This is a genomic window from Micromonospora sp. SCSIO 07396, from assembly GCF_053667945.1.
Genome location: NZ_CM132210.1, coordinates 1,551,203 through 1,576,115 on the forward strand (window position 1 = coordinate 1,551,203; position 24,913 = coordinate 1,576,115).

Genomic DNA, 24,913 nt, shown 5'->3' on the forward strand with positions numbered 1-24,913 from the left:
CCGCGGCTGCGGTCCCGGCCGATCCCCCGAGGAGACCATCGTGTTGCAGACCGCCGTTCCCACCCGGGAACAACTCGTCCAGCGGGCAGCCGATCTGTTGCCGGTGCTGCGCCGCAACGCGGAGTGGGCCGAGCAGCACCGGCGGCTGCCCGGCGAGACGATCGAGGCGCTGGCCGCGGCCGGCTTCTTCAAGCTCCGGACGCCGCTGCGCTACGGCGGATACGAGGCCGACACCCGGACCCTGGTGGAGGTGGCCGCCGAGCTGGGGCGCGGCGACGGCGCCAGTTCCTGGACCACCTCGGTGTACTGGATTCCCACCTGGATGGCCTGCCAGTTCCCCGACGAGGTGCAGGACGAGGTCTTCGCCACCCCCGACGTGCGGATCTGCGGCACGCTGAGCCCGACCGCGATGGCCACCCCCACCGCCGGTGGGATCGTCGTCAACGGCAAGTGGGGTTTCATCAGCGGCGCCCTGCACAGCCACTGGCAGGAGATCATCGCCGTGCTGGTCGACGGCGACAACGAACCGATGCCGATCATGGCCCTGGTGCCGATGGCGGACCTGCACGTGGTCGATGACTGGCACACCTCCGGCCTGCGGGGCACCGGCAGCGTCAGCACCGTCGCGGAGGAGCTCTTCGTCCCCGCCGCGCGGGTGCTGCCCCTCGGTGCCGTCCTGCAGGGCCAGTCCGCGTCCCACCACAACGCCGACTCGGCCATCTACCGGCCGCCGCTGCTGCCGGTGGCGTCGGCCTCGTCGGTGGGCACCGTGCTCGGCCTGGCCCGAGCAGCCCAAGAGACCTTCCTGGAGCGGTTGCCGGACCGGAAGATCACCTACACCGACTACGCCAGCCAGGGCGAGGCCCCGTTGACCCACCTGCAACTGGCCGATGCCACCATGCGCGCCGACGAGGCGGAGTTCCACGCCCTGCGGCTGGCCGACCTGGTCGACGCCAAGGCGGTCGACGGCAGCGACTGGAGCCTGCTGGAGCGGACCCGGGCCCGAGCCGACCTCGGCGCGGCCGGCCGCCGGGCCCGGGAATCGGTGGAGATCCTCGCCGCCGCCTCCGGTGGATCCTCCATCTACAGCTCGGTGCCGATGCGGCGAATCCTGCACGACGTGCAGGCGGTCGGCCTGCACGCGCTGATGAACCCGGACACCAACGCCGAGCTGCACGGGCGGGTGCTGGCCGGGCTCGCCCCCAACACGCTCTACCTCTGACCCACCCGGACCGTCGGGCCGCCCGCCCGGGTGGCCCGCCCGCCATCGCAGAAGGAGCACCCGAATGACTCCGCCCCGCACGTCGGCCGCTGTCGCGCCCACCGCCGAGGAGCAGGCGGCCGTCGCCGCCGTCCCCCTCCAGATCGTCGCTGCCTGGCAGCGGCACGACGCCGACGCCTTCGCCGACGTGTTCACCCCGGACGGCACCATGATCCTGCCCGGCCTCTACCGCAGCGGGCGCGACGAGATCCGGGATTTCATGGCCACCGCGTTCGCCGGGCCCTACCAGGGCACTCAGGTCACCGGTGAACCCTTCCACCTGACCTTCCTCGGTGCGGACACCGCCCTGCTGCTGACCAAGGGCGGTGTGCTGGCGCCCGGTGCGGAGACCGTCGCCGAGGATCAGCAGATCCGGGCCTCCTGGCTGCTCACCAAGCGGGACGGTCGTTGGCTGCTCGCGGCGTACCAGAACACCCCCGCGCACTGACGCAGTCGGTGGCCGGACGCCCGCGCCCGGCCACCGACTGCCAGAACATCCAGTTCATGCAGACCATTCATTGGCGGGGGCTGCCGTGGACAACATGGTCTGTCATGAGGTTCGAGACGCCGACATCTCACGCGTCTTCCATTCGACAACCAGCTACCTGGACCGGACTCCCTGCTCGACCAGGCTGCGGCTCGTCTCGTCCCGCTCGAACGAATGAAGCGGGCCACGTCCCGGCCCATCCGGCTACCGAAACCCCATCGATGAACCCCGCCCAGCCTTGGGGCGGGGCCGGGATTGACCACCCAATGCCGAGGTGAGACCGGGTTCGACGCAAGGGCACAGACGGCTATGCCGAGGGTTCGAAATCTACGAATATCGCTGCTTCGGAAACCGCCCCACCTGGGGCTATGGTATCGATTCCCCCTCGGACACAAGTACGTTTCATCTGTGCACCGTATGACGTAGCGGTGGTCAAGTATGCTTGACCACCGCCTAAGCTCCCACGACACCGCCGCTGGCGCTGCCCCTCGTGGTAGGCCCTTTGGGGCGAGAGCTGCGACAACACACGCCAGCTCGGCTGTCATCCCCACTGTGGCCTTGCCTGGTCAGCAGATCAGCGCACGTGGTGCTCCTGGTTCTCCTGCCGCAGCGATGAGGCGATCTCCGCTGCCGCTTCCAGCCCTCGCCGCCACTCGCAGTCGCCTGGCTGTCTAGTACTGCAACGGCAGTAGGCGAATCGTCTTCGGGTCGGGTTCGTTGGTCTGCCTGTGATGGACGTTGATGTTGATCGTTGGCGTGGGGAGTTGGACCGGCTGCATGCCCGGATTGGGCCTCGGTTTCGTCGGTCGGAGCCGCGTCGGCGGGCGCGGCAGTAGCTGTGTGGGTTGGTTCGGGCCTGGGTCGTAAGAACGGCTGGACCTTGGCGGAGCAGGCCGGTGAGGTGTCGCCGGACGGGATGCAGCGGTTGTTGCGGTGGGCGGACTGGGACGTCGACGCCGTCCGAGACGATGTGCGTGACTACGTGGTCGAGTATCTCGGTGACTCGGCGGGGGTGTTGATCGTCGATGACACGGGGTTCCTGAAGAAGGGTGTCCGGTCGGCGGGGGTGCAGCGTCAGTACTCCGGCACGGCTGGTCGGACGGAGAACTGCCAGGTCGGGGTGTTCCTGGCCTACCGCTCGGCGAAGGGTCACGCGTTGATCGACCGGCAGCTGTACCTGCCTGCGTCGTGGACCGATGACCGGGACCGGTGCCGGGCCGCCGGGATCCCCGACGAGGTGGAGTTCGCCACGAAGGTGCAGATGGCCCGCATCATGCTCGCCCGTGCCCTGGACGCGGGGGTGCCGGTGGGGTGGGTGACGATGGACGAGGCCTACGGGCAGTCGAAGTCCCTGCGGGTGTGGCTGGAACACCGGGATGTGGCGTATGTGGTCGCGACCCGCCGCAACGACGACATGATCACCACCACCATGGGGGCCGCCCGCGCGGAGGAGTTGATCGCCGCTCTGCCCGCTCGGGCGTGGTGCCGGCTCTCGGCCGGCGCCGGCGCGCACGGCCCACGCGAGTACTGGTGGGCTCGGGTGCCGGTACGGATCTGCTGGCGGCCGGGCCGCGGGCACTGGCTTCTGGCCCGGCGCAGCATCACCACCGGCGAGATCGGCTACTACGTCTGCTACGGACCACGCCGGACCCGCCTGGTCGACCTCGCCCGTGTCGCGGGCACGAGGTGGGCGATCGAGGAGTGCTTCCAGCAGGCCAAGAACGAAGCCGGGCTCGACGAGTACCAGGTCCGCGACTGGCGGGCCTGGTACGCCCACATCACCCTCGCGACGGCCGCCCACGCCTGGCTATCCGTCGCCAGATCCCTTGCGACAAAAGGGGAACCAGCGCCGACGACGGCATGATGATCGGCTACACGGTACCGGAGATCCGAAGACTCCTCACCGCACTCGCAGTGCGATCAACCCACCCACCCGAGCACGTCTGGGCCTGGTCTCGATGGCGACGACGCCGCCAACACCAAGCCCGAACCTGCCACTACCGGCGACACGGCTACCCCTAACCAACTGCCGTAGCAGTATTGATAGGGATCTCGGAGCGTGCGCCGATCCTGGGTTTTCAACCGATTGCCGCAGGTCAATGCGGTACGGGCGAATCCTCGGTAAGGAGAGTGAAAGCGTTCACCGGCATAGTTCTGATCGTTGGCGTTACCGAGCGACGAAGGAAAATCATGCGGTTCACAGTGCTGGGTCCCTTGGGGATGGAGCCGGGGCGACTGCCCAGCGCTCCGAAGCAGCGGCAACTGTTGGCCCTGCTGCTCCTGCACGCCGACACCGTCGTCACCGTCGACGATTGTGTGGACGAGCTGTGGGGTGAGCAGCCGCCAATGAGCGCACACTCGACATTGCAGACGTACGTCATGAACCTCCGGAAGGTCCTGCGCACCGCCAGGGGCGACGACCGGATCAGTACCCGGGAGCGCGGGTACGCCCTGCACATGGATCCCGGTGAGCTCGATCTGGACGACTTCCACCGGATCGCGACCACCGGAAGTGCGGCCTTCGCCGCCGGCCGGTACCCGGAGGCGGCCCGGCTGTTGCGGTCGGCGCTGGACATGTGGCGTGGTCCCGCCCTGGTCGACGTCCACGTGGGCTCGATCGTGCGGGCCCGGCTGGAAGGGCTGCACGAAGTCCGTCTCGCCGTACACGAGGAGCGGGTGGAGGCCGATCTGCGGGTCGGACGGCACCGGGAACTGCTCAGTGAGTTGCGAGTCCTGGTGCGCCGGTATCCGACCCACGAGAATCTGCGCGCTCAGCTCGCGCTCGCGCTGTACCGCAGCGGCCGGACCACCGAGGCGCTGGCGGTCCTACGACAGTTCCGCAGCACGCTCGCCGAGCATTTCGGGCTGGAGCCGTCCCGGCGGCTACAGAGTCTGGAGCAGGCCATCCTACGAGCCGAGCCGGCCCTGGACCTGCCCGCCGACCGTAGCCCGAGCCATCTGCTCGTCAGTTGACCATCCCACCAACCGAAGGAGAGCGTCATGACGACGACACAGCCGACCGACAGCACCGGGCGCTCTGTCGACGCGGGGACGTACGCCGAAATCCTGCAGTTCTACGCCCGCCACTTCCAGCTCCTGGACGATGGCAAGGCCGAACAGTGGTCTCAGCAGTTCACCGAGGACGGCGAGTTCGGGCAGAACGTCAAACCCGAGCCGCGTCGGGGTCGCGCCGCGATCGCCGCGTCGATGCGGCGAGGCATCGACCGCCTCGCCGAATCGGGGCTCACCCGGCGGCACTGGTACGGCAATGTGATCGCCGAGCCGGACGGCGACGACGCGGTGCGGACCCGCTACTACGCGACCGTCTTCGAGACGCCGCCCGGCGGTGGCGATGCCCGGGTCTATCTCAGCACCACCGCCGAGGACCTGCTGCAACGACAGGGCGGCGAATGGTTCGTCCACCGCCGACGCATCGTGCACGACGGGACCTAGAAGTTCAGGCCCCCGTCCACGTTCAGGACATGACCGTTGACGTAGGAGCTGTCCGGTGCGACCAGGAAGAGGATAGCCCGGGCGACCTCGGCGCCGGTTCCGGGCCGTGCGCTGGCGAGCGAACCGCGGAGGCGGTTCCACAGCCGGTCGTTGTCGAGGATCGCTCGTCCCATGCCTTCGTCGACCACCCCGGGGGCGACGGCGTTGACGGTGATGCCATCGACGGCCAGCTCCGCGGCGAGTACCCGGGTCAGCGTCTCCAGGGCGGCCTTGGAGACCCCGTACGCCCCGCCGCCGGCGATCGGCCGACGCCCCAACAGCGAGGACACCGTGACGATCCGCCCGTCACCGGCGGCCCGGAGCAGCGGAACGGCGGCCCGCACGCAGTTCAACACGCCGGTGAGATTGGTGGCCAGCACCTCGTCCCAGTGCTCCGGTGGCAGCGTCGCCAGCGGCCCGGGACGGTTGACACCAGCGTTCGCGACCAGGATGTCAAGTCCGCCATGACGCTCCTGGACAGCGGAGAAGAGCGCGTCGACCGAGGCCCCGTCGGTGACGTCGACCGGGAACTGGCCGACGGCGTCCGATGCGCCGCGTGCCGCTGACACGACGGTGGCGCCGGCGTCGGCGAGGGCTCGCGCGACGACCCGCCCCAGGCCGGCGGTCCCGCCGGTCACGACCGCGACCTTGCCCTTGAGGATCATGAGAACTCCTTTGTTGTCGGCTGCCGGACCAGGGGTCTGGCCATACTGGAGCCGGTATTGAGTGCGGGCCGGAACGCTGCGCGCATGCCGTCAAACCGATGTGGTGAGCGGACCGCCGTGGAGCTGGACCATCTCGTCGGTGATCGGCCGGGACGGGAGATACACGCCGGCCGGCTCACCGCGTTCCTCCGCGTACGCCCGATGCAGGTTGGCCACCAGCCGTTCCGAATCCGGCAGGCTCTGGAAGGGGCTGTCGGCCCGCCGAGCGGCCTCCAGCGGAGGTATTCCCGCGCTGACGCCGTGCGCCGCCTCCCGGCGCAGCCACCGCAGGTATACCTCGGTGGCGTCGAGCACCTCCGGCCCCGCGACCGCGCCGTGTCCGGACACCACCACCCGAGGGCGCAGTTCGCGCAGCGAGGTGAGCGCGCGCAGCGATCCGGCGACCGAACCCATCAGCACGAACGGCGTACGCCCGGAGAAGGCCACGTCGCCGACGAACAGCACGCGCGGTCGCGGCAGCCACACCACCACGTCGTTGGTTGTGTGAGCCGGCCCGACGTGCAACAGCTCGACACGTACGCCGCCGGGGTCCAGAGTCAGCCGGTCCCGCAGTGTGCGGGTCGGCAGCCTCAGCTCGATGCCGGAGAAGTCGGCCTGCGGCCACAGGTCGCGCATCGCCAGCCCCGTCCGGGCCATTTCGGAGCGGGTGGTCTCGTGAGCCACGATCTCGGTCTCGCGGGGAAAGACGCAGTTGCCGAAGACGTGATCACCGTGGTGATGAGTGTTCACGACGATGTGCGGGCGGCCCGGCGCCAGCCGTTGCACGCACGCCAGCAGCGCCTCCGCTCGGGGCCGGGTGGCAGCGGTGTCCACCACCACGACCCGGTCGGTGCCGACGATGATGCCGGCGTTGCCGACGCACCAACCACCCGGCGGCTGAATGTAGGCGAACACCGCGGGGGCCAACGGCACAAGCCGGCCGAACGGTGTGGTGGTCATGTCTCCTCCGGTACTACGGCCCGGGTCCAGACCCCAGTGGGCCCGAACACGCTCGGCGACGACTGGAGGCGGCGTCTCGATCGGAAGGTGTGCTGATGTACCTCGACGTGCTCGGCGGATTGCGGATCGGCCCGACCGGCGCTGACGCGGGCCCGACCGCACCCAAGCAGCGGCAGCTCCTCGGCCTGCTCGCGCTCCGGGCGGACACGACCGTGCCGGTGACAACCTGCGTACGGGAACTGTGGGACGACCACCCGCCCCGCAGCGCGGCCACCACGCTGCAGACGTACGTCATGCATCTGCGCCGGGTGCTGACCCGGGCGGCGGCGCCGGCGCGGCTGCTGACCGACGGACGTGGATATCTGCTGAGGATCGACCCGGAGCAGACCGATCTGGGAGTGGTCCGCGAGTGGGCCCGCCGGGGCGACCAGCACGCCGCGGCCGGGAGACCGGCGCACGCCGCACGGGACTGGCAGCAGGCGCTGATGCTCTGGCGGGGTCCGGCCCTCGCCGACGTACGGATCGGTCCGGTGGCCGAGGAGATCATCGGACACCTCGACCAGTGGCGGCTGCTGCTGGTCGACCGGTACCTCGACGCCGAACTGCGGTGTGGCCGGCACCGCCAGGTGGTAGCCGTGGCGACCACGCTCGCACGTCGGCATCCACTGCGCGAGCCGATTCATGCCAGCCTGATGGTCGCGCTGTACCGCAGTGGGCGGCAGGCCGACGCCGTCCTGGTCTACCAGCGGCTGTCCGCCGCGCTGAGGCGTGAACTCGGAGTCGAACCCTCGACGGCGGTGCAGCGGATGCATCGTGCTGTGCGGATCGGCGCGGCCTGGCTCGAACCGCCCGTCGGCGCGGCCACGGAGCCGCCCACCTCCACGTTCCGCCGCCCCACTCTCGTCCCCGCGCCGTTCTGCGACGTGTCCTGATCGGAGGTTCCCCCGTGCCCGTACCTGTCCAACGCGACCCCGACCTGACCCGGGCCCGGTTGGCCGACTGGCTCCGCGACCAGCGCGGCGTCCGCGACGTCGCCGTGGGGCCGTTAACCGTGCCGAGGACCGCCGGATTCTCCGCCGAGATCCTGCTCTGCGACGCCAGCTGGGTCCAGGACGGACGACATCAGATCGCTCCGCTCGCCGTCCGGGTCGCGCCGGTCGGGCACCGGATCTTCCCTGACCTGCGCTGGCCGGAACAGGTCGGCGTACAGATCGCGCTGGCTCGCACCGACGTCCCGGTCGCGCCCGTACTCGGAGCCGAACCCGACCCGGACGTACTCGGGGCACCGTTCGTCGTGATGAGCCGGGTAGCCGGTGAGGTGCCCGCCGACCTGCCGTCGTACCACCGGGAAGGCTGGCTGGCCTCGGCCTCGCCGCAGCGGCAGCGGGCGGCGTGGTTCGCCGCGTTGTCCGCTATGGGCCGGTTGCACCGGCTCGATCCGGCGGCCCTGGGGGCAACCCCCGCGCCCTCCGGCGACCTGGCGTTCTACGCCGAGCAGTTGGACTATTTCGGCGCCGCGGGCAACGACGCCGCCCGAACCGCGCTGACCTGGCTGCAGGCCCACCACCCGCCGGCACCGCAGACGCCCAGCCCGCTGTGGGGTGACGCCCGGCTCGGCAACATCGTGTTCGCCGCCGACCGTCCGGCCGCGCTCCTGGACTGGGAGATGACCGACGTCGGCCGTCCGGAGAGCGACCTGGCATGGTTCCTGCACATGGACCGGTTCCTCAGCGACGGCATCGGCGCTCCCCGGCTGCCCGGCCTGCCTACCCGCGCCGAGACCGAGGAGTTCTACGCCCGGGTCCTCGGCCGACCCCTGGCCCATCTGGCCTACTACGAGGTCGACGCCGCCTTCCGGTTCTGTGTCATCACAGCCCGGGTCCTGCGGCTGCTGGAGGAGACCGGCGTCCTGCCGCCGGGGTCGGACTTTCCGCTGCACCGCAATGCGACCGCGCTGTTGCGCCGCCGACTCGCCGAGAGCGGTGTCGATCTCTCCAGTACGGGTGTAGCGGGCCTCTAGGGACCCCCGCCATGGTCGGCACCATACGGGGCCAGCAGCGGTCCGCCCGAATCCGAGGGAGCTGGAATGAAGTTCGGCATCAACCTCTTCCCGACCGTCGGTCCGCAGGACAAGCCCGCCGTCCAGTATTTCGAGGAGAGCCTGCGCCTGGCGGAACTGGCGGATGAGCTGGGCTTCCACCACCTCAAAACAGTTGAGCACTACTTCTCCCCGTACGGTGGGTACAGCCCCGACCCGGTCACCTTCCTGGCGGCCGCGGCAGCCCGGACCAGGCAGATCCGTCTGGTCACCGGCGCGGTGCTGCCCGCGTTCACCCATCCGGTGAAACTCGCCGGGAAGCTCGCGATGCTCGACGCCATCTCCGGTGGTCGGCTCGACGTCGGGTTCGGGCGGGCGTTCCTGCCCGACGAGTTCCAGGCCTTCGGCATCCCGTTGGACGAGAGCCGGGCGCGCTTCGACGAGGGCGTGGACGCGTGCAGGCTGCTCTGGTCCACGGAGCAGGCGGTGTGGGAGGGCAGGTTCTACCGATTCGGTCCCGTTACGCTGTTGCCGCGGCCGGTCCAGCAGCCGCACCCCCGGATCCTGGTGGCCACGGCCAAGTCGCCGGAATCAGCTGAGGCGGCCGGCCGCAACGGGTACGGCGTCATGCTCGTCCCCTCGATCAACTCACGGGAGCAGGTGCAGGACGTCCTAGCGTTGTACCGCAAGGCAGCGGCGGCCGGCGGCTTCACGCCGACCGACGAGGACGTGCACATGAGTTACAACGCTTTCCTGGCCGACGACGCCGACGAGGCGCATCGGCTCGGCCGCCGGTACGCCGATCAGTCGCACGGGGCGCTCGCCGCGGCCGTATCGTCCTGGGCACACACCCGCAGCAGCGACTATCCCGATTACGAGAAGATCGTGGAACGGGTCGGTAAGGGCAACTTCGACCGCCAGGTGGCTGATCGCAAGGCCCTCGTCGGCTCACCCGAGCAGGTGGTCGCCGCGGTGGAGACCATCCGCGGCTGGTTCGGTGAGGTCACCCTGAGCCTGCAGGTGGTCTCCGGCAACGTCCCGTACGAGCGGGCGGCCACATCGCTGCGCCTGTTCGCCGAGCACGTGCTGCCCAGGTTCTGACGGAAGCGCGCCGTGTCCACCCCGACGGCCGTCGTGGCCGACAGTTACGCCGACGCCCGGCCCGCGCGACGTCCCCTGCGGTGGGTCACGGGCGTGGCCGGGCTGGTGGTGCTCCTGCTCGCGCTGGTGAGCATGGCGGGCAACCCGGCCTTCGAGTGGGACGTCGTAGGCCGGTACCTCACCGCCGACATCGTCCTCGACGGCCTACGGGTCACCCTGTTGCTGACCGCTATCGCCCTGATCGGGGGGTTCGCCCTCGGAACGGTGCTGGCCGTCATGCGGATGTCCGGCAGCCGCCTGCTGCAGGCGATCAGCTGGGGTTACACGTGGCTGTTCCGGTCCGTGCCGATCCTGGTCCAGCTGCTGTTCTGGTACAACATTTCGCTGGTCTATCCACGGCTGACGGTTGGGGTGCCCTTCGGCCCGACAATCCTGGACCTGCCCACCCGCGGTCTGATCAACGGGTTCGCGGCGGCGGTCATCGGCCTCACTCTGCACGAGGCCGCGCACGCCGCCGAGATCGTCCGGGGCGGGCTGCTGTCGGTCGAGAGGTCGCAGACCGAGGCGGCTCAGGCCCTCGGCCTCTCACGCCCGCGCACCCTGTGGCGCATCGTGCTGCCGCAGGCGATGCGGGCCATCGTTCCGCCGGCCGCCAACCAGGCCGCGGCGCTGCTGAAGGGAACCTCGGTGGTCAGCGTCATCGCCGGACAGGACCTGCTCTTCTCCGTCCAGCTCATCTACAACCGCAACTACCTCGTGATTCCGCTGCTACTCGTGGCGACCCTCTGGTACCTGTTCTTCACCACCCTCCTCAGCGTGGTCCAGTACCTCCTGGAGCGGTTCTTCGGGCGGGGCAGCGGTCGGGCCGGCCCGGTGGGACCACGCCTGTCGCTCCTCGCCGGGGAGGAGCGGTGAGCACTGCCGCCGAGGAACTGACCGTGGCTACCGGTGAACCACGCACCATGGTTCGGCTCATCCAGATCAGCAAGGCGTTCGGGGACGTGGTCGTCCTCGACCGGGTGGACCTGACCATCCCCGCCGGAACGGTTACCTGTGTGGTCGGACCGTCCGGCTCGGGCAAGAGCACCCTGCTGCGCTGCGTCAACCGCCTCGAACGGCCCGACTCCGGATCCGTCCTCATCGACGGGCAGCCGGTCGGGCTGATCCGGCGCGGCAACCGGGTGATCGAAGCTCCACCGCGTCTGCTCGCCCGGCACCGGACAGCGGTGGGAATGGTGTTCCAGGCACTGAACCTCTTTCCGCACCTCACGGTCCTGCAGAACATCGTCGAAGCGCCGGTCTCGGTGCAGGGCGCGAGCCGCGCCGACGCCCGAGCCCGGGCCCGGGAGCTCCTGCGACGAGTTGGCCTGGCCCACAAGGAGCGGTCGTATCCCCGCGAGTTGTCCGGCGGCGAACAACAGCGCGTCGCGATCGCCAGGGCGCTCGCCCTGCGTCCGAAGGTGATGCTCTTCGACGAGCCGACCAGCGCGCTCGACCCGGAACTGGTCGCCGAGGTGCTGTCGGTCGTACGGGACCTCGCCGCCGGCGGCATGACGATGCTCATCGTCACCCACGAGCTGCGCTTCGCCGCCGAGGTCGCCGACGAGATCGTCTTCATGGACCGCGGCCGGATCGTCGAACAGGGACCGCCGGCCACGATGCTGGGCAGCCCGCGGGAGGAGCGGACCGCACGATTCTTCGCCACCATCCAGCAACGCTGAAGGAGACACCGTGTCCTATCGCCGAATTCGTCGGGCTGCCATCGGCGCCGTCGGGCTGGTCCTGCTGTCGGGATGCCTGCACGCGGCACCAGCCAGCAGCATCCAGGAAGCTCCGAAAGACCTCGGCGCCGAAGACGTCGTCTCCGCCGTCCAGGTCGACCCGGCGCTGAAGGCGCTGCTTCCGGCGGAGATCCGACAATCCGGGGTGCTGACCGTGGGCTCGGCCGTCGGAACCCCCCCGATCGCCTTCCACCCGCAGGACGGTGGGCCGCCGCGCGGCGTCGACATCGACGTCGCCGACGCGGTCGCCCGAAAACTCGGCCTGACCGTCAAGCGTGACCAAGTCAGCGGCGCATCGTTGCTGACCGGGCTCACCGCAGGTCGCTTTGCTGTCGGCACGGCCAACTTCTCCGTCACGGAGGAGCGCAAAAAGGTCCTGGACTTCACCACGTACCTGACCGACGGGACGGGCATCCTGGTCCGCGACGACAGTTCCCTCACCGAGGTCACCGACCTCGGGCAGCTGTGCGGATCCTCGATCGGCACCGGTGCGGGCAGTACCTTCGAGAACGACCTGCGCCAGCAGCAGGACCGGTGCGCCCAGGCCGGTAAGCAGCCCTACCGGGTCAGCACCTACAGCGACGCCGCCGCCCACTTCCTGGCACTGCGTGAGGGCCACGTCGACGTGCTGGTCAGCTCCGCGAGCGTGCTGCGGTACGCCGCCGCTCAACAGCCGGGCCTGCGCCTCGCCGGGCAACTCACCCGCCGCGACGTCGGACTCGCCACGAACAAGGGCGCTGGACTGGCGGAACCGTTGCGCGCCGCGATCGACGAACTCGTCGCCGAGGGCACCTACCAGAAAATCCTGGCCAAGTGGCACCTGGAGGCGGCCGGGATCCCGCGCTCGGCGGTCAACCCGCCGGCGGCCTGAGGAGCCTCACACCGCCCAGTGCGGGACCTCGTCGATCCGCAGCAGCGCGCACGTCCATGAGTACCCCGCTCCCACCCCGGCGAGCAGCACGTGCTCGCCGGGGTGGACCTGCCGGGACTCCACCAGGTGCGCCAGACCGCTGAACTGGTCACCCGCACCGAGATGGCCGACGGTCCGGGCCCAGGACCAGGTGGTCTGCTCCGGCGTCAGACCCCAGGGTTGCAAGTACGACGAGGTCAACCTCCGCAACCCGAAGTGCGGCAACACGAACCGGTCCACGTCCGCGAACTCCAGTCCCGCCTGTGTGAGGGCGCGGCTGAGCGCCTCCGCCTGCCCGGCCACCACCCGACTGATGCTGTACGACACTCCGGTCCGCGCGACGAACGCCTTCTTGACCACCTCCAGGTCCACCGGCTGTCGCTGGGCCAGTGGTGCGGCCCCGAACGGATCGTCGCCGCGGTGCAGCCCCTCCAACTCGGGTTCGGAGACGGTGGCCAGGCTCAACAGCCGGGCGAAGCCGCCGTTGCGGGATAGCACCAGGGCGGTGCCCGCGTCGCCGTAGACCGTGCCGGGGTCGCTGTTCCAGCGGTCGAAACCGGGGGCCCCGAACCGGTCCCCGGTGGTGAGCAGCGCCGCGGTCCGGTCCGGCGCCGCGCTCAGATACGCCACCGCCAGGTCGAGCGCGCCAAGCCCGCCGTTCGACAGTTGCCGCACTTCCAGCGCCGGGCAGCGGTTACCGACGGCCATCCGCTGCACGTACGACGCCGGTGCCCAGATGTCGTGCCCCTGGTGGTAGACGCAGGCGTGCAGCAGCAACGCCACCTCGTGCGCGGTGCGCCCGGAACGCTTCAACGCCAGTTCGGCCGCCCGGACCGCCAGGTCCGGAGCGGACTCGTCGGCCGACACGGCCACCGCCTGCACTCCGGTCTGCGCGGCCAGTCGCCGTGCGCAACTCCCTGCGCTGACCGCGTCGGCCGTCAGTAGCCGGCCCGGAATGTGCGCGGCCACACCGGCCACGTGAATTCCACCGATGCCCATCTGTATGCCGCCCTCATCCTCGCCGTGCCGTGGAGCCGCCGGCCCGATGCTCGTGACACCGGGCCGGCGGCGGTCGCCCGCCCGGGTTGGGACAGGCTTCGGAAACGGACGCTCCCGCGGGTTGGCCGCGAGGTCGCGTCGTGGTGTCGCCACCGTCGCGTGTCGCGCTCGGCGCGGGGTCGAGAAGCCGTCGAGCGGCGTACGCCTGGAGCCGGTCTCAAGCGGCCGGTGCGACGTTGTCGAGCATGTCTGAGCTGAGAAGAGCAGTAGGGGTGGCGCTCCTGTTCCCCGGCCAGGGCGCACAGCGACCCGGCATGGCCACCGGCCTGTACCGCGGCGACCCCGATTTCCGCCGCCACGTGGACGAGGTGTTCGCCCTGTGGGGACCCGAGGGCGCCGCCATCCGGGCGGATTGGCTCGCCGCCGATCCGGTCGTGCCGTTGGACGACTTCCGCCGCTCCCAGCCGTTGCTGTTCGCGGTCGGTTGGGGGATCGGCCGGAGCGTGCTCGACCGTGGCGTGGTGCCGACGGCTTTGCTCGGGCACAGCGTCGGCGAGGTCGTGGCAGCGGCCCTCGCCGGTGTGCTGAGCCTGCCGGACGCCGTCCGCGTCCTCAGGGACCGGCTCACCCATCTCGCCGAGGCGCCGCCCGGTGGCATGCTCGCGGTGGCGGCGACCCCCGAGCAGGTGCGGCCCTACCTCGGCGCGGCGGTGGCGCTCGCCGCGATCAACGGTCCGCGCCAGGTGCTGCTCGCCGGTCCCGACGAACCCCTCGCGTACGCCGCGCAGCGCCTGCGGGAAGCCGGCTTCACCTGCCAGGCGGCCCGTTCCACTGTGGCGTTCCACAGTCCTGCCGTCGCCGCGCAGGCTGCCCGCGCCGAACCGCTGCTGCGCACGGTGCCGTTGCGGCCTCCGCGGCTGCCCGTGTACTCCGGTTACACCGGCACGCGGATGACCCCGACGGTGGCTACCGACCCGCGATACTGGGCCCGACAGCCGGTCGCGCCGGTCCATTTCGCCGCCGCCCTCGACGCGGTCTGTGCCACAGGGCCAGGCGTGCTTCTCGAGGCAGGCGCACCGCATGGGCTCACCGCGCTCGTCAGACGTCACCCAACGGTGCGACGAGGCGAGTCGACGGCCCTGGCCGCGCTACCCGTGCGCGCCGGGAGCCCCGAGGACGACCTCGCCGCCTTCGCCGCGGCCCTGTCCGCTGTCGCCACCGCCGCTTCCAGGACGCCTCGACCGGCACTTGAGCCCCGAGTGTGACGGTCGCACCATGAGTCGTCGTGTGGTCGTCACCGGGCTCGGAGCCGTCGCTCCGGGTGGCATCAACCTCAAGCAGTACTGGGATCTGCTCAGCTCGGGCCGCACCGCGACGCGGCCCATCACCGCCTTCGATCCGTCGCCGTACCGGTCGAGGATCGCCGCCGAGTGCGACTTCGATCCGGTCGAGGCCGGGCTCAGTCCGCAGGAGGCGCGGCGGATGGACCGGGCCACCCAGTTCGCGGTGGCCGCAGCCCGTGAGGCGGTCGCGGGCAGTGGCCTCGACCTGCCCGGCAAGGACGGTGAGCGGCTGGCCGTGTCGGTGGGCTGCGCGGTCGGCTGCACCACCAGCATGGAACGCGAGTACGTCGTGCTGAGCGACGGCGGCCGGTCCTGGCTGGTCGACCCGGAGTACGCGGTGCCGCACCTGTACGACTGGTTCGTGCCCAGCTCGGCCGCGGCCGAGGTAGCCCACACCGTCGGTGCGCAGGGACCCGTGGCGCTGATCTCCGACGGCTGCACCTCGGGGCTGGACGCTGTCGGGCACGGCGCCGAACTGATCCGTGAGGGCAGCGCCGACGTGGTCGTCGCCGGTGGCACCGACGCGCCGATCTCACCGATCACGCTCGCCTGCTTCGACGCCATCAAGGCGACCAGTCCACGCAACGATGATGCGGCCCACGCGTCGCGCCCCTTCGACGCCACCCGCAACGGGCTGGTCCTCGGCGAAGGCGGAGCCGTGCTCGTCCTGGAGGAGCTGGAACACGCCAGGCGCCGTGGCGCACACGTGTACGCGGAGGTTGCCGGTTTCGGTAGTCGCAGCAACGCGTACCACATGACCGGGCTACGGCCCGACGGTGTGGAGATGGCCGAGGCAATCCGGGTGGCCCTGGACGAGGCACGGATCCCGCCGGAGGGCGTCGACTACGTCAACGCGCACGGATCGAGCACGAAACAGAACGACCGTCACGAGACGGCGGCGTTCAAACGGAGCCTCGGCGACCACGCCTACCGGGTGTCGGTGAGCTCGATCAAATCCATGATCGGGCACTCCCTCGGCGCGATCGGCGCGCTCGAACTGGTCGCCTGCGCGCTGGCCATGGAGTACGGCGTCGTGCCGCCGACCGCGAACCTGTATGTCGCCGACCCCGAGTGCGACCTGGACTACGTTCCGCTGATCGCCCGGGAACAGCGGGTCGACACCGTGTTGAGCGTGGGCAGCGGCTTCGGTGGCTTCCAGAGCGCCGTCGTGCTGGCCCGTCCGGATCGGAGGACGGTATGAGCAGCGCAGTCGTGACGGGCCTGGGGGTGGCCGCGGCCAACGGGCTGGGTACCGAGGCGTACTGGCGGGCGATTCTGGACGGTCGGCCCGGCATCGGCAAGATCAGCCGCTTCGACCCGAGCGGATACCCGGTGCGCCTGGCCGGCGAGGTGTCCGGCTTCAACGCGGAGGAGCACCTGCCGGGGCGGCTGCTGCCGCAGACCGACCGGATGACCCGGCTGAGTCTCTACGCGGCCGGGCAGGCTCTGGCCGATGCGGGGGTGTCGGACGCCGGTGGGCTTCGCTACGACATCGGCGTTGCCACGGCCTCCTCGATGGGTGGCTTCGAGTTCGGCCAGCGCGAGTTGGAGAACCTGTGGAGCAAGGGCGGCAGCCATGTCAGCGCCTACCAGTCGTTCGCCTGGTTCTACGCGGTCAATTCAGGGCAGATCTCGATCCGTCACAACCTGCGGGGACCCGGTGCGGCCCTGGTCACCGACCACGCGGGCGGTCTCGACGCGGTGGGGCACGCGCGCCGGCAGATCCGTCGCGGCACCCCGGCGATACTCACCGGAGGGGTGGACGGCGCCCTCTGCCCACTCGGAATCGCCGGGTTGGTGAGTGCGGGCGGGTACACCACCCGAACCGACCCCCACCGGGCCTACCGGCCGTTCGCCGCCGACGCGGACGGCGCCGTGCCGGGGGAGGGCGGCGCCCATCTGTTGCTGGAGGACCGGGACGCAGCACGCGCCCGGGGCGCGAAGGTGTACGGCGAACTGGCTGGATACGCCGCGACGTTCGATCCTGCCGGTGGCCCGAAGACGGGCCTGCAGCGGGCGATCAACGGAGCCCTGCATGACGCGCAGGTGGTACCGGCCGACGTCGGTCTCGTCTTCGCCGACGGCACGGCCGACCGGGCCGCCGACCGGGCCGAGGCGGCCGCGCTGGCCGCGGTCTTCGGGCCCCGGGCGGTGCCCGTCACCGCGCCGAAGAGCATGGTCGGGCGGTTGCAGGCGGGGGCGGCCGCACTGGATCTGGCCACCGCTCTGTTGGCTCTGCGCGATGGTGTCGCGCCGCACACCGAAGGCGTGGACGCGCCCGCCCCGGACTGCCCGATTGACCTGGTGACCGGCGCGCCCCGGCCGTTGCCGTTGAGCTGCGTGCTGGTGCTGGCCCGGGGCCGGGGCGGATTCAACGCCGCCGCGGTGCTCCGCCGGCCGCAGCAGTGACGTCCGAGCGACCCGACAATCGAAGGGATCATCTGCCATGACCACCCGCGAACTGCTCAGCCTCGACGACCTCCGGCGCATCCTGCGGGAGGCGGCCGGTGACGACGACACCGTCGACATCGACGGGGACATCCTCGACACTCCGTTCGTCGAACTTGGCTTCGACTCACTCGCCATCCTGGAGACCGTCTCACGGGTGTCCCGCGAGTTCGCGGTGGCGCTGCCGGACGAGGTGGTCGAGCGGTGCGACACGCCCCGGGCGTTCCTGGAAGACGTCAACCGTACGTTGACCGGCGTGTGATGTACGGCGATGCGCGGCAGACCGTCCCGGTCGCCGCGCATCGCTGTGTCCGCCGCCGGTCAGTCGCTGACCGGCTGGAGATGCAGGCGGGCCTGCTCCAGGGTGCGAATGCTGTTGGTACTGAGGTTGTGCTGGACCAGCTCGCGAGTTGCGGCGAGGGTGGCGCCCGGTCCCAGCAGCTCCTCGATGCGCTCGGGGCGTAGCACGACGGCGTGGTGCGAGGTGACGGTCACCCCGTCGCCCTCCGGACGCAGCGTCCAGACGCCAGCGTGCGCCGCCAGCAGCGGCGGCAGCGTGGTCTGCTTGTAGACGATCCGTTCGGCGGGGAACGCGACCCGGACCGACTTGGTCGTGTGCACCGCACCGTCCGGGGCCACCGTGTCCATCTCCAGGGTCTGGACGTTCGGCTCGTCCTCGGCGAGTTCGACGCGGGCGACGTGCGGCAGCCGTTCGACCCAGCGGTCGGCGCGGTACAGGAAGTCGTACACGTCGCTCGCCGGGGCCGGAACGCGGACCGAATCCTCGAACGAGAGCAGGGTGCGGGCATTCGCGGAACGCGCCGCGGCGCGCAGCGCAGCCAGCTCCGCCGTGCTGTTGGCGTCGACGGCACGTTTCACCCACGCGGCCGCGCCGGGCTCGTCGTCCACGACCGTGAAGTCGTGCAGGAGCACCACCCGGGTGCGGCCGCCGTCGAGCGTCTCAAGTTGCCACTCGCCGCCCATGGACGCCACCGGGGCCGCCGACACCTCCTGCCGGAAGGCGACACGACCGGTGGCCGGGTACAGAGTGCGCCGCGAGGTCCACGACCGGACGACGTCGTTCGCGGTGGCCCACAACCGGAGCCGTTCGGTCTGCTCCGGTCCCTCGGTGTGACGCTCAAGGAGGTCGACGTGGACCGTCGGCCCGAACGTGTACGGCCACCTGGTGACGTCCGCGATGATCGGATACACCGCGTCGACGGGTGCGTTGACGTCGATGCTGTGCCGGGTGGTGTGAACTTTGGGTTCGGGCACGGCGGTCCTCCTACCGGTCGGATGGGCTACGACCCGAGCGTTCCGGGTACCGATCGACGTCCGGTCCAGCGCCGTTGGAGAGCTACCGCACCCGGAGCCCGGCGCGAAACACCGCGGCGACGTGCCGCAGCGCCTCCGGGTCAACGGCCGGATCGCCGTCGACCGCGAGCAGGTCACCCTGGTACCCGGGGGCTATTCGGCCGACCTGATCGGCGATCCCGCAGACTTGTGCGGCACCGGAGGTGACGGCTCGTAGTGCCTCGGTCGGCGAGAATCCGAGACCGACCATCGCCTGCACCGCGTAGGCGAGTGATCCGTGCGGCTTGCCGGGCCCGCAGCCGGCGTCGCTGGCGCAGGCGACGGGCGCCCCCGAGGTGGCGACGCGCCACAGCGCGTCGTGCACAGCCTTGCGGCGGGGGTCGGCCTCACCCGGGCCGGTGTGTTCGGCGTACTGCGGGACCGATCCCAGGGTGAGGGTGACCCGGGTGCCCGCGGCTGCCATCCGGTCCAGCAGCGCCGGGTCGTCGGCGGTGCCGTCGGCGGTGACGAACGTGCAGTGCTCGATGCCGTCGAATCCGGCCGCGACCGCATCGGCGATTCCGTCCGCGGCATGACAGTGCCCGGTGACCGGCAGACCGTGCCGCTTCGCCTCCGCTACGACGGCGGACAGCTCGGCCGGCCCGAACTGCACTTCGTGCGGGTGGGACCCTGCGGTGAGCCGGCCGCCGGTGACGATGACCTTCACTACGTCGACACCCCGCGCCGCCCGGTCCTGGACCGCTGCGCGGATCGCCTCGACGCCCTCGACCTCACCGCCGAGAAACCAGCAGTGGCCGCCGATCGAGGTGATCGGCGGTCCGGCCAGCAGCAATCGCGGACCGAGACGGACGTCGGCGGCGGTCTCGGCTCGTACCCGCAGGCCCAGGTAACCGCGGTCGCCGAGGTCGCGAGCGGTGGTGACGCCGGCATCGAGGGTCGCGGCCGCGGCCGACCGGATCCGGTCCAGCACGACGTCGTCGTCGGCGGTGACGAGGCTGGCCACGGTGTCCGCCGTGGCGTCGAACGCGAGGTGGACGTGGGCGTCGATGAGGCCTGGCATCAGCGTGGCCGAACCCAGGTCGATCACCTCGTGCCCGGACGGTGTCGGCCCGTCGAACACCGATCGGATCACGCCGCCGTCCACGAGCACGGTCGGCCGTTCGGCCTGGATCACGCTTCTGCCGTCGAAGAGCCGCCGTGCTCGGATCGCCACCATCGTTTACCCCCCCCGCTGCCCGCGCGCGTCGCTGGGCAGAGTCTCAGCGCATGCTCGGAGCCGGCTGGAGTGTGGCGAGCAACTCCCGGACCTGCGAGAGCAGCCGGGGTGACCCGGCGGCCCGGGCGGCGCCGGTCGCCTGCCGGGCCATGACAGGGATCAGGTGGTCGCGGCCGCGCTCATGGGCCAGCAGCGCGAGACCGGTCAGCGCCTCGCACTGGGCGCCCGGATGACCGATCCGCTCGGCCTCGCGCAGCGCACGCCGGTACTCCAGTTCCGCACGCCCGTTCAGGCCCTCGTCTCGATCAAGGCCGGCGAGCAGGTTGCGGGCGTTGACCAGCACGGCGAGGTAACCGCCGGATTCGGCGAAGGCGATAGCGCGGGCCACGTGTGCGTGGGCGGGTTCCGGTCGGCCGGCGGCACGGCGTACCCGGGCAAGCCCGTAGGAGGCGAGCGCGACCGAGTGCGCCGAGCGGGCTGACCGGCCGAGCCGCAACGCCGTCCGTAACCGCCGAGCTGCCTCGCGGTGCGCGCCGAGCTCGACGCACACGCCACCGAGCCGGGCCAGGATCTCCGCCTGGGCGGAGTAGTCACCAGCCCGCTCGCCGATCCGCACCGCGGCGCGGAAGTGGCGGTACGCCAGGCGCGGTTCCCCCCGCGCGTGGTGAGCCATCCCGAGGTACAGCAGGCAGCGTGCCTGGGCGTGCCGCAGCCCCAGTTGCCGGCACCGTCGCAGGCCACGGTGGAGCAGACCGACAGCGTCGTCGAACCGCTTGGTCGGCTGTTGCAGGCGGTGCATGGCCAGAGCGGTCACGGCGACGACCTCCAACTCGGCCGGACCTCGTCGGCGTAGCTGGTCGCAGGCATGTCGCAGGTGGATCTCGGCGGACCTCAGGTCGTTGAGCCCTTGCAAGGCCAGTCCCAGGTTGAGCCGGGCGACGGCGGCGTACGCGGGCTCGCGTAGCGGGTCGGTGGCCGCGACCGCGGCTTCGGCGGCGATCCGCCAGTCGGCGTGGTGCCGGTCTGCGCCGCAGGGACCCCGCAGCGCGTCGGTCAGGCCCACGGCGAGCGGGATCAGTCCGGCGGAGGCGGCCTGCACCGCCACCGCGGCGAGGTTCCGGCGCTCCCGTTGCAGCCAGGTGCGGGCCGCCCGGTGGTTGCCGAAGGTCGTGTGCCCGGCGCCGGTTCCGACCCGGACCACATCCGGATGGCACAGCCGCACCGCCTCGTCGGCGACGTTCAGCAACCACGTTCCGAGCCGGTCCAGGGCGGCCCGCCGGTCTGCCGGGGGATCCTCGTTGAGACCACGCTCGGCGGCGAACCGGGCGACCAGGCTGTGCAGTCGGATGACCCCGTCAGGCCCGAGTTCGGCGATCCGGGCGCGGACCAGGTCCGCCACGGGCCCGGCCGCGCGGGACGGTGACGTCCCGGTCAGTTCGGCGATCGTCTCGACGCGGTGCGAGAAGCCGGGTACGAGTTCGAGGTACCGGAAGACCCGCCGGACGGCCGGGGGCAGTGCCGAGTAGGCCAGTTCGAAGGCCGTGCGGACCGCAGCCCGCCGGCTGCCAGGCAGGCTGAGCGTGCCGAGAGGGTCGGCGCCGAGCAGTTCGGCGAACTCGCCGATGTCGCGGTCCGGATGGGTGACCAGATGGGCGCCGGCGATCCGGAGTGCCAGTGGCAGCCGGTCACAGCGTTCGACCATCGCCTCCAGCGCGGCGGGCGTACGGCTGACCCGGGCCGCACCGACGATGTCGGTCACCAGTGCCGAGGCTTCCGTGTGGGAGAGTACGTCGAGGGTGACCACGCGGGCGACGTCGCAGTCCAGGGCCGGGGGGTCGCCACGCCGCACGGCCAGAATGGCGCATCCGGCGGGGAGAGGAAGTAGACCGTGTGGTGGGTTGCCTTCCGGGGCGTCGTCGATGGTCACCAGCAGTCGCCGTCCGGCGAGCCGTCGGCGGAGCAGGGACACTGCGGCCGTGTTGCCGGTGGGCGGTTGTTCCACTCCGGAGGTGGCCAGCATCTCCGCGAGGATGTCGGGCCAGGTTCGTCCGGTGCCGCACACGTACCACTGGCCGTCGGGAAACCGGGTCCGGAGGCGGTGCGCCACCCGTACGGCGAGCGCCGACTTGCCCACCCCTGGCACCCCGGTGAGGCAGACCACCGGTGTGTCGCCCGACTCGAGGGTTGTACACAGTTCGCGGAGGATCTCCGCCCGCCCGACGAAGTCGGCGATGTCCGGTGGCAGTTGGCATTGCGTCTGCCATTCGCCGAGGCCCGCCCTGGGGGTCGCCGCGTTGCGGTGCCGCTGACCTGGCTCGGTGATCAGTCGGCGGTAGCGGCGTCGCAGCTCCGTGTCCGGTGGGGCATCCAGTTCATCGCGCAGCCTGCCTCGTGCCTGGTGGTACACGGTTATCGCCGCGGCCCGGTCGCCAGTCTCGGCAAGGGCGTCCATGAGTAGGCCCCACAGGCGCTCGCGCTCTGGATGAGCGAGGGTCGCGGTGCGCAGTTCACCGATGACCTGTGTGTGCCGGCCCGTGGCCAACGCCAACTCGAATCGGCGCTCCATCCAGCGCAGTCGGTCATCCTGTAGGGCGGTGACCACCTCCCGCTGGATACGGGCCGACGGCACCAACGCGAGCGGATCGCCTCGCCACTGGGCCAGAGCCCGCTGCAACCAGCCCAGCTCGACATCGGCGTTCCCGGCGCGTCGGGCGGAGCGCGCCTGCGCGATCGCGTCCCGGTAGCGGTCAAGGTCGAGCGATCCGGGCGGCACCACGATCCGGTACGCGCCGGGGCGGGTCTCGATCAGGTCCGGTCTCTCGGGGTGGACGGCGGCGAACAGAGCGCGCAAGCGGGTGAGGTGCACTTGAAGGGCGCTGCGCGGATTCTTCGGCGCTCGGTCGTCCCAGAGGGCCTTCGTTAGTTCGGCGGCGGTGACCCAGGTGCCGGCCCGCAGCAGCAGGGTTGCCAGGATGATGCGTTGCTTCGGTGCTGTCACCGGTGCCGGGCGGCCGCCGAGAACCACCGTCAGTGGCCCGAGGATGCGGTACTCCTCCGTCGGGGTGGCGTCCTCGTCGCCGGCTGGCACGCTCACACGGTCCTCCCTCGCAATCGACGCCTTTCATCATTGCTCGTCGATATTGCGAGCTGGGATCGCGAAGGTTGACAAGTGTCATGCGCGTTGCAGGGCCGGACTCGTCCGGGGTCGTAGGCCCAGAGCGTCGGCCAGCAGCGCGTACGAGCGCACGCGGTCACTGTGTCCATGAATGGTGGACAACACCACGAACTCGTCCACACCCACCGCGGTGGCCATCGCGCTGAGCTGCTCGGCGACGTCGCTGGGGGAGCCGACCGCGTATCGCGGCCACTCCTCCCGCTCGCCGACCGTCGGCGCGGGACGGTGGTGGAGTTCCGCGAGCGCTGTCTCCGGTGCTGGTACCGGACGCAGGTCGCCCTGCGTCATGCGTTGCCGGAACAGGCGTTGGCTGGCGAAGACGTGCTCGGCTTCGGCGCGGGTCGGCGCACAGTACACCCCGATGCCGACCATCACCCGCGGGCTGCCACCGCCACGGGTGTTGAAACTGTCGCGGTACGCCCGCACCGCTTCGGTGACGACCTCGGGACGACCGAAGTGCGCGAACGAATAGGGCAGGCCGAGCCGGCCGGCGAGTATGGCAGACGACGGGCTCGCGCCCAGCAGCCAGACCTGCGGCACGCCGTCCACCGTCGGCATGACGCCACCCCGGTCACCTGGCTCGCCCAGGAATGCCCGTAGGGCACTGACTTGCTCGCCGAAGGCGTGGTCGGAGTAGCCGCCCAGGGAGGGGTTGAGGAGCCGGGCGTCCCGGGACGAGGCTCCGGCGCCCCGGCCGATGCCCAGATCGATCCGGCCCGGGGCCAGCGCCTGCAACACCCGGAACGTCTCGGCCACCTTGAACGGACTGTAGTAAGGCAGCAGCACGCCGCCGCTGCCGATACGCAGGCCGGTCGTCTCCGCGGTGAGTCGCGCAATCATGATCTCGGGGGCCGGGCTGGCGAACGACGCCGTGGCGTGGTGTTCGGCGAGCCAGTAGCGGTGGTACCCGAGGGCGTCGGCCGTCCGGGCCAGATCGAGCGTGTTGGTCAGCGCCTGAGTCGGTGTGGATCCCTCCGGGATCATCGACTGGTCCAGGATCGACAACTGCACGGGATGACTCCCTCGGTCGGGTCTCAGGTGTCGGCGGGCGTGACGACCGGGCGGGTCAGCCGCGCAACCACGGAGGCCAGCCGGTCGTCGAAGGCGGCGGCGTCCAGTGCGGCACCGAGTTCGGCGCGGCTGACCTGGGCGGCCGCGGCGTACCGCTCGGTGCCCAGGTCGGTGATCTGGCAGTAGACGCCGCGGCGGTCGTGCTCGCAGCTGACCCGGGCGGCGAGTTGCTTGGCGGTGAGGCGGCTGACCAGACGGCTCATTGAGGACTGGTCGAGGGCCACCGCGTGGCTGAGATCCTGGATGCGCATGCCGCGTGGGTTGCCGCGAATCAACTCGTCGAGCACCAGCAGCTCGGTGAGGGTGAGGTCGAACTCCCGCACGAGGCGCTTGTCGAGTGCCTGGCCCAGGCGTCCGGTGAGCACCGTCAGTTGTCGCCACAGGTCGAGCACGTCGGGCTGCCCGCCGCGTCGTTCCGCCATCCGCCCGCCCTCCGAGTCGTCGACCTACACCCTACACGTCCATGCGCATTCAATGTATACGCATCCACTTCCTGTGGGCTCCGAGCAGAAGATGACTGCTGGTAAGGTTCGATCGAACTTAATCATGTCTGCACCTACATGTATTCTGTGCGCATCAATACCGGACCGTTCTGCCGCTCGGAGGTAACGAC

Annotated in this window: 22 protein-coding genes and 1 pseudogene; 15 read left to right on the forward strand and 8 right to left on the reverse strand. The window is 70.7% G+C overall.

Annotated elements, in window-relative coordinates:
* Nucleotides 1-43: 43 nt before the first annotated feature.
* The 5 genes and pseudogenes from ACWCHM_RS06895 to ACWCHM_RS06915 all read left to right on the forward strand — a co-directional run bounded on the left by ACWCHM_RS06895 (nucleotide 44) and on the right by ACWCHM_RS06915 (nucleotide 5,201).
* Nucleotides 44-1,222 (forward strand): acyl-CoA dehydrogenase family protein, encoded by a 1,179-nt coding sequence (locus ACWCHM_RS06895; protein ID WP_454223035.1) that lies wholly within the window; start codon nucleotides 44-46, stop codon nucleotides 1,220-1,222.
* A gap of 64 nt (nucleotides 1,223-1,286) precedes the next feature.
* Nucleotides 1,287-1,709 carry an SgcJ/EcaC family oxidoreductase gene (locus ACWCHM_RS06900; protein ID WP_204958999.1) on the forward strand — a complete coding sequence of 141 codons (423 nt, stop codon included), beginning with the start codon at nucleotides 1,287-1,289 and terminating at the stop codon, nucleotides 1,707-1,709.
* 770 nt (nucleotides 1,710-2,479) lie between these two features.
* A pseudogene (locus ACWCHM_RS06905) lies at nucleotides 2,480-3,612 on the forward strand (IS701 family transposase).
* 326 nt (nucleotides 3,613-3,938) lie between these two features.
* Nucleotides 3,939-4,721 (forward strand): AfsR/SARP family transcriptional regulator, encoded by a 783-nt coding sequence (locus ACWCHM_RS06910; protein ID WP_454221765.1) that lies wholly within the window; start codon nucleotides 3,939-3,941, stop codon nucleotides 4,719-4,721.
* A gap of 27 nt (nucleotides 4,722-4,748) precedes the next feature.
* Nucleotides 4,749-5,201, forward strand: a complete 453-nt coding sequence (locus ACWCHM_RS06915; protein ID WP_454221766.1) for a nuclear transport factor 2 family protein — start codon at nucleotides 4,749-4,751, stop codon at nucleotides 5,199-5,201.
* Here ACWCHM_RS06915 and ACWCHM_RS06920 read toward each other — a convergent pair.
* A complete protein-coding gene (locus ACWCHM_RS06920) occupies nucleotides 5,198-5,905 on the reverse strand; it encodes an SDR family NAD(P)-dependent oxidoreductase (protein WP_421487918.1) in 708 nt (235 codons plus the stop codon). The genes ACWCHM_RS06915 and ACWCHM_RS06920 overlap by 4 nt on opposite strands.
* 90 nt (nucleotides 5,906-5,995) lie before the next feature.
* The gene (locus tag ACWCHM_RS06925) at nucleotides 5,996-6,904 is read right to left on the reverse strand and encodes an MBL fold metallo-hydrolase (RefSeq protein ID WP_454221767.1); all 909 of its coding nucleotides are present in this window, start codon (nucleotides 6,902-6,904) and stop codon (nucleotides 5,996-5,998) included.
* Between the two features lie 95 nt (nucleotides 6,905-6,999).
* Between ACWCHM_RS06925 and ACWCHM_RS06930 the strand changes: the two genes are divergently transcribed.
* The 6 genes from ACWCHM_RS06930 (at nucleotide 7,000) to ACWCHM_RS06955 (ending at nucleotide 12,695) form a co-directional block, all read left to right on the forward strand.
* Complete coding sequence (locus ACWCHM_RS06930; RefSeq protein WP_454221768.1) at nucleotides 7,000-7,836, forward strand: AfsR/SARP family transcriptional regulator; 837 nt, start codon at nucleotides 7,000-7,002, stop codon at nucleotides 7,834-7,836.
* Nucleotides 7,837-7,850: 14 nt separating this feature from the next.
* Complete coding sequence (locus ACWCHM_RS06935; RefSeq protein ID WP_454221769.1) at nucleotides 7,851-8,924, forward strand: phosphotransferase family protein; 1,074 nt, start codon at nucleotides 7,851-7,853, stop codon at nucleotides 8,922-8,924.
* Nucleotides 8,925-8,990: 66 nt separating this feature from the next.
* Complete coding sequence (locus ACWCHM_RS06940) at nucleotides 8,991-10,043, forward strand: LLM class flavin-dependent oxidoreductase (protein ID WP_421487922.1); 1,053 nt, start codon at nucleotides 8,991-8,993, stop codon at nucleotides 10,041-10,043.
* A 12-nt stretch (nucleotides 10,044-10,055) separates the two neighbouring features.
* The gene (locus ACWCHM_RS06945; RefSeq protein WP_454221770.1) at nucleotides 10,056-10,958 is read left to right on the forward strand and encodes an amino acid ABC transporter permease; all 903 of its coding nucleotides are present in this window, start codon (nucleotides 10,056-10,058) and stop codon (nucleotides 10,956-10,958) included.
* Nucleotides 10,955-11,764 (forward strand): amino acid ABC transporter ATP-binding protein, encoded by an 810-nt coding sequence (locus ACWCHM_RS06950; RefSeq protein ID WP_454221771.1) that lies wholly within the window; start codon nucleotides 10,955-10,957, stop codon nucleotides 11,762-11,764. The genes ACWCHM_RS06945 and ACWCHM_RS06950 overlap by 4 nt, the downstream gene beginning before the upstream one ends.
* A gap of 10 nt (nucleotides 11,765-11,774) precedes the next feature.
* Nucleotides 11,775-12,695 (forward strand): ABC transporter substrate-binding protein, encoded by a 921-nt coding sequence (locus ACWCHM_RS06955; protein WP_421487925.1) that lies wholly within the window; start codon nucleotides 11,775-11,777, stop codon nucleotides 12,693-12,695.
* A gap of 6 nt (nucleotides 12,696-12,701) precedes the next feature.
* Here ACWCHM_RS06955 and ACWCHM_RS06960 read toward each other — a convergent pair whose 3' ends face one another.
* Complete coding sequence (locus ACWCHM_RS06960) at nucleotides 12,702-13,712, reverse strand: ketoacyl-ACP synthase III family protein (protein WP_454221772.1); 1,011 nt, start codon at nucleotides 13,710-13,712, stop codon at nucleotides 12,702-12,704.
* Between the two features lie 293 nt (nucleotides 13,713-14,005).
* Between ACWCHM_RS06960 and ACWCHM_RS06965 the strand changes: the two genes are divergently transcribed.
* Genes ACWCHM_RS06965 through ACWCHM_RS06980 form a run of 4 tightly spaced genes read left to right on the forward strand, consistent with a single transcriptional unit; the run spans nucleotide 14,006 to nucleotide 17,786 of the window.
* Complete coding sequence (locus ACWCHM_RS06965; protein WP_454221773.1) at nucleotides 14,006-14,998, forward strand: acyltransferase domain-containing protein; 993 nt, start codon at nucleotides 14,006-14,008, stop codon at nucleotides 14,996-14,998.
* Between the two features lie 10 nt (nucleotides 14,999-15,008).
* Nucleotides 15,009-16,277 (forward strand): beta-ketoacyl-[acyl-carrier-protein] synthase family protein, encoded by a 1,269-nt coding sequence (locus ACWCHM_RS06970; RefSeq protein WP_421487928.1) that lies wholly within the window; start codon nucleotides 15,009-15,011, stop codon nucleotides 16,275-16,277.
* Entirely contained in the window at nucleotides 16,274-17,485 is a 1,212-nt protein-coding gene (locus ACWCHM_RS06975; RefSeq protein ID WP_454221774.1) for a beta-ketoacyl synthase N-terminal-like domain-containing protein, read from the forward strand. The genes ACWCHM_RS06970 and ACWCHM_RS06975 overlap by 4 nt, the downstream gene beginning before the upstream one ends.
* A gap of 37 nt (nucleotides 17,486-17,522) precedes the next feature.
* Nucleotides 17,523-17,786 carry an acyl carrier protein gene (locus ACWCHM_RS06980; protein ID WP_266244072.1) on the forward strand — a complete coding sequence of 88 codons (264 nt, stop codon included), beginning with the start codon at nucleotides 17,523-17,525 and terminating at the stop codon, nucleotides 17,784-17,786.
* Nucleotides 17,787-17,845: 59 nt separating this feature from the next.
* Here the strand turns inward: ACWCHM_RS06980 and ACWCHM_RS06985 are convergent, their stop codons facing one another.
* The 5 genes from ACWCHM_RS06985 to ACWCHM_RS07005 form a co-directional block, all read right to left on the reverse strand.
* On the reverse strand, nucleotides 17,846-18,799 hold the full coding sequence (locus ACWCHM_RS06985) for an aromatase/cyclase (RefSeq protein ID WP_421487930.1): 954 nt from the start codon (nucleotides 18,797-18,799) through the stop codon (nucleotides 17,846-17,848).
* A gap of 82 nt (nucleotides 18,800-18,881) precedes the next feature.
* Nucleotides 18,882-20,054 carry an amidohydrolase family protein gene (locus ACWCHM_RS06990; RefSeq protein ID WP_454221775.1) on the reverse strand — a complete coding sequence of 391 codons (1,173 nt, stop codon included), beginning with the start codon at nucleotides 20,052-20,054 and terminating at the stop codon, nucleotides 18,882-18,884.
* A 43-nt stretch (nucleotides 20,055-20,097) separates the two neighbouring features.
* Nucleotides 20,098-23,148, reverse strand: coding sequence for a BTAD domain-containing putative transcriptional regulator (locus tag ACWCHM_RS06995; RefSeq protein WP_454221776.1), 3,051 nt, complete (start codon nucleotides 23,146-23,148; stop codon nucleotides 20,098-20,100).
* Between the two features lie 78 nt (nucleotides 23,149-23,226).
* The gene (locus tag ACWCHM_RS07000; RefSeq protein WP_454221777.1) at nucleotides 23,227-24,240 is read right to left on the reverse strand and encodes an LLM class flavin-dependent oxidoreductase; all 1,014 of its coding nucleotides are present in this window, start codon (nucleotides 24,238-24,240) and stop codon (nucleotides 23,227-23,229) included.
* A 23-nt stretch (nucleotides 24,241-24,263) separates the two neighbouring features.
* Nucleotides 24,264-24,722: a MarR family winged helix-turn-helix transcriptional regulator gene (locus ACWCHM_RS07005; RefSeq protein WP_421487934.1), complete on the reverse strand. Its 459-nt coding sequence runs from the start codon at nucleotides 24,720-24,722 to the stop codon at nucleotides 24,264-24,266.
* Nucleotides 24,723-24,913 lie beyond the last annotated feature (191 nt).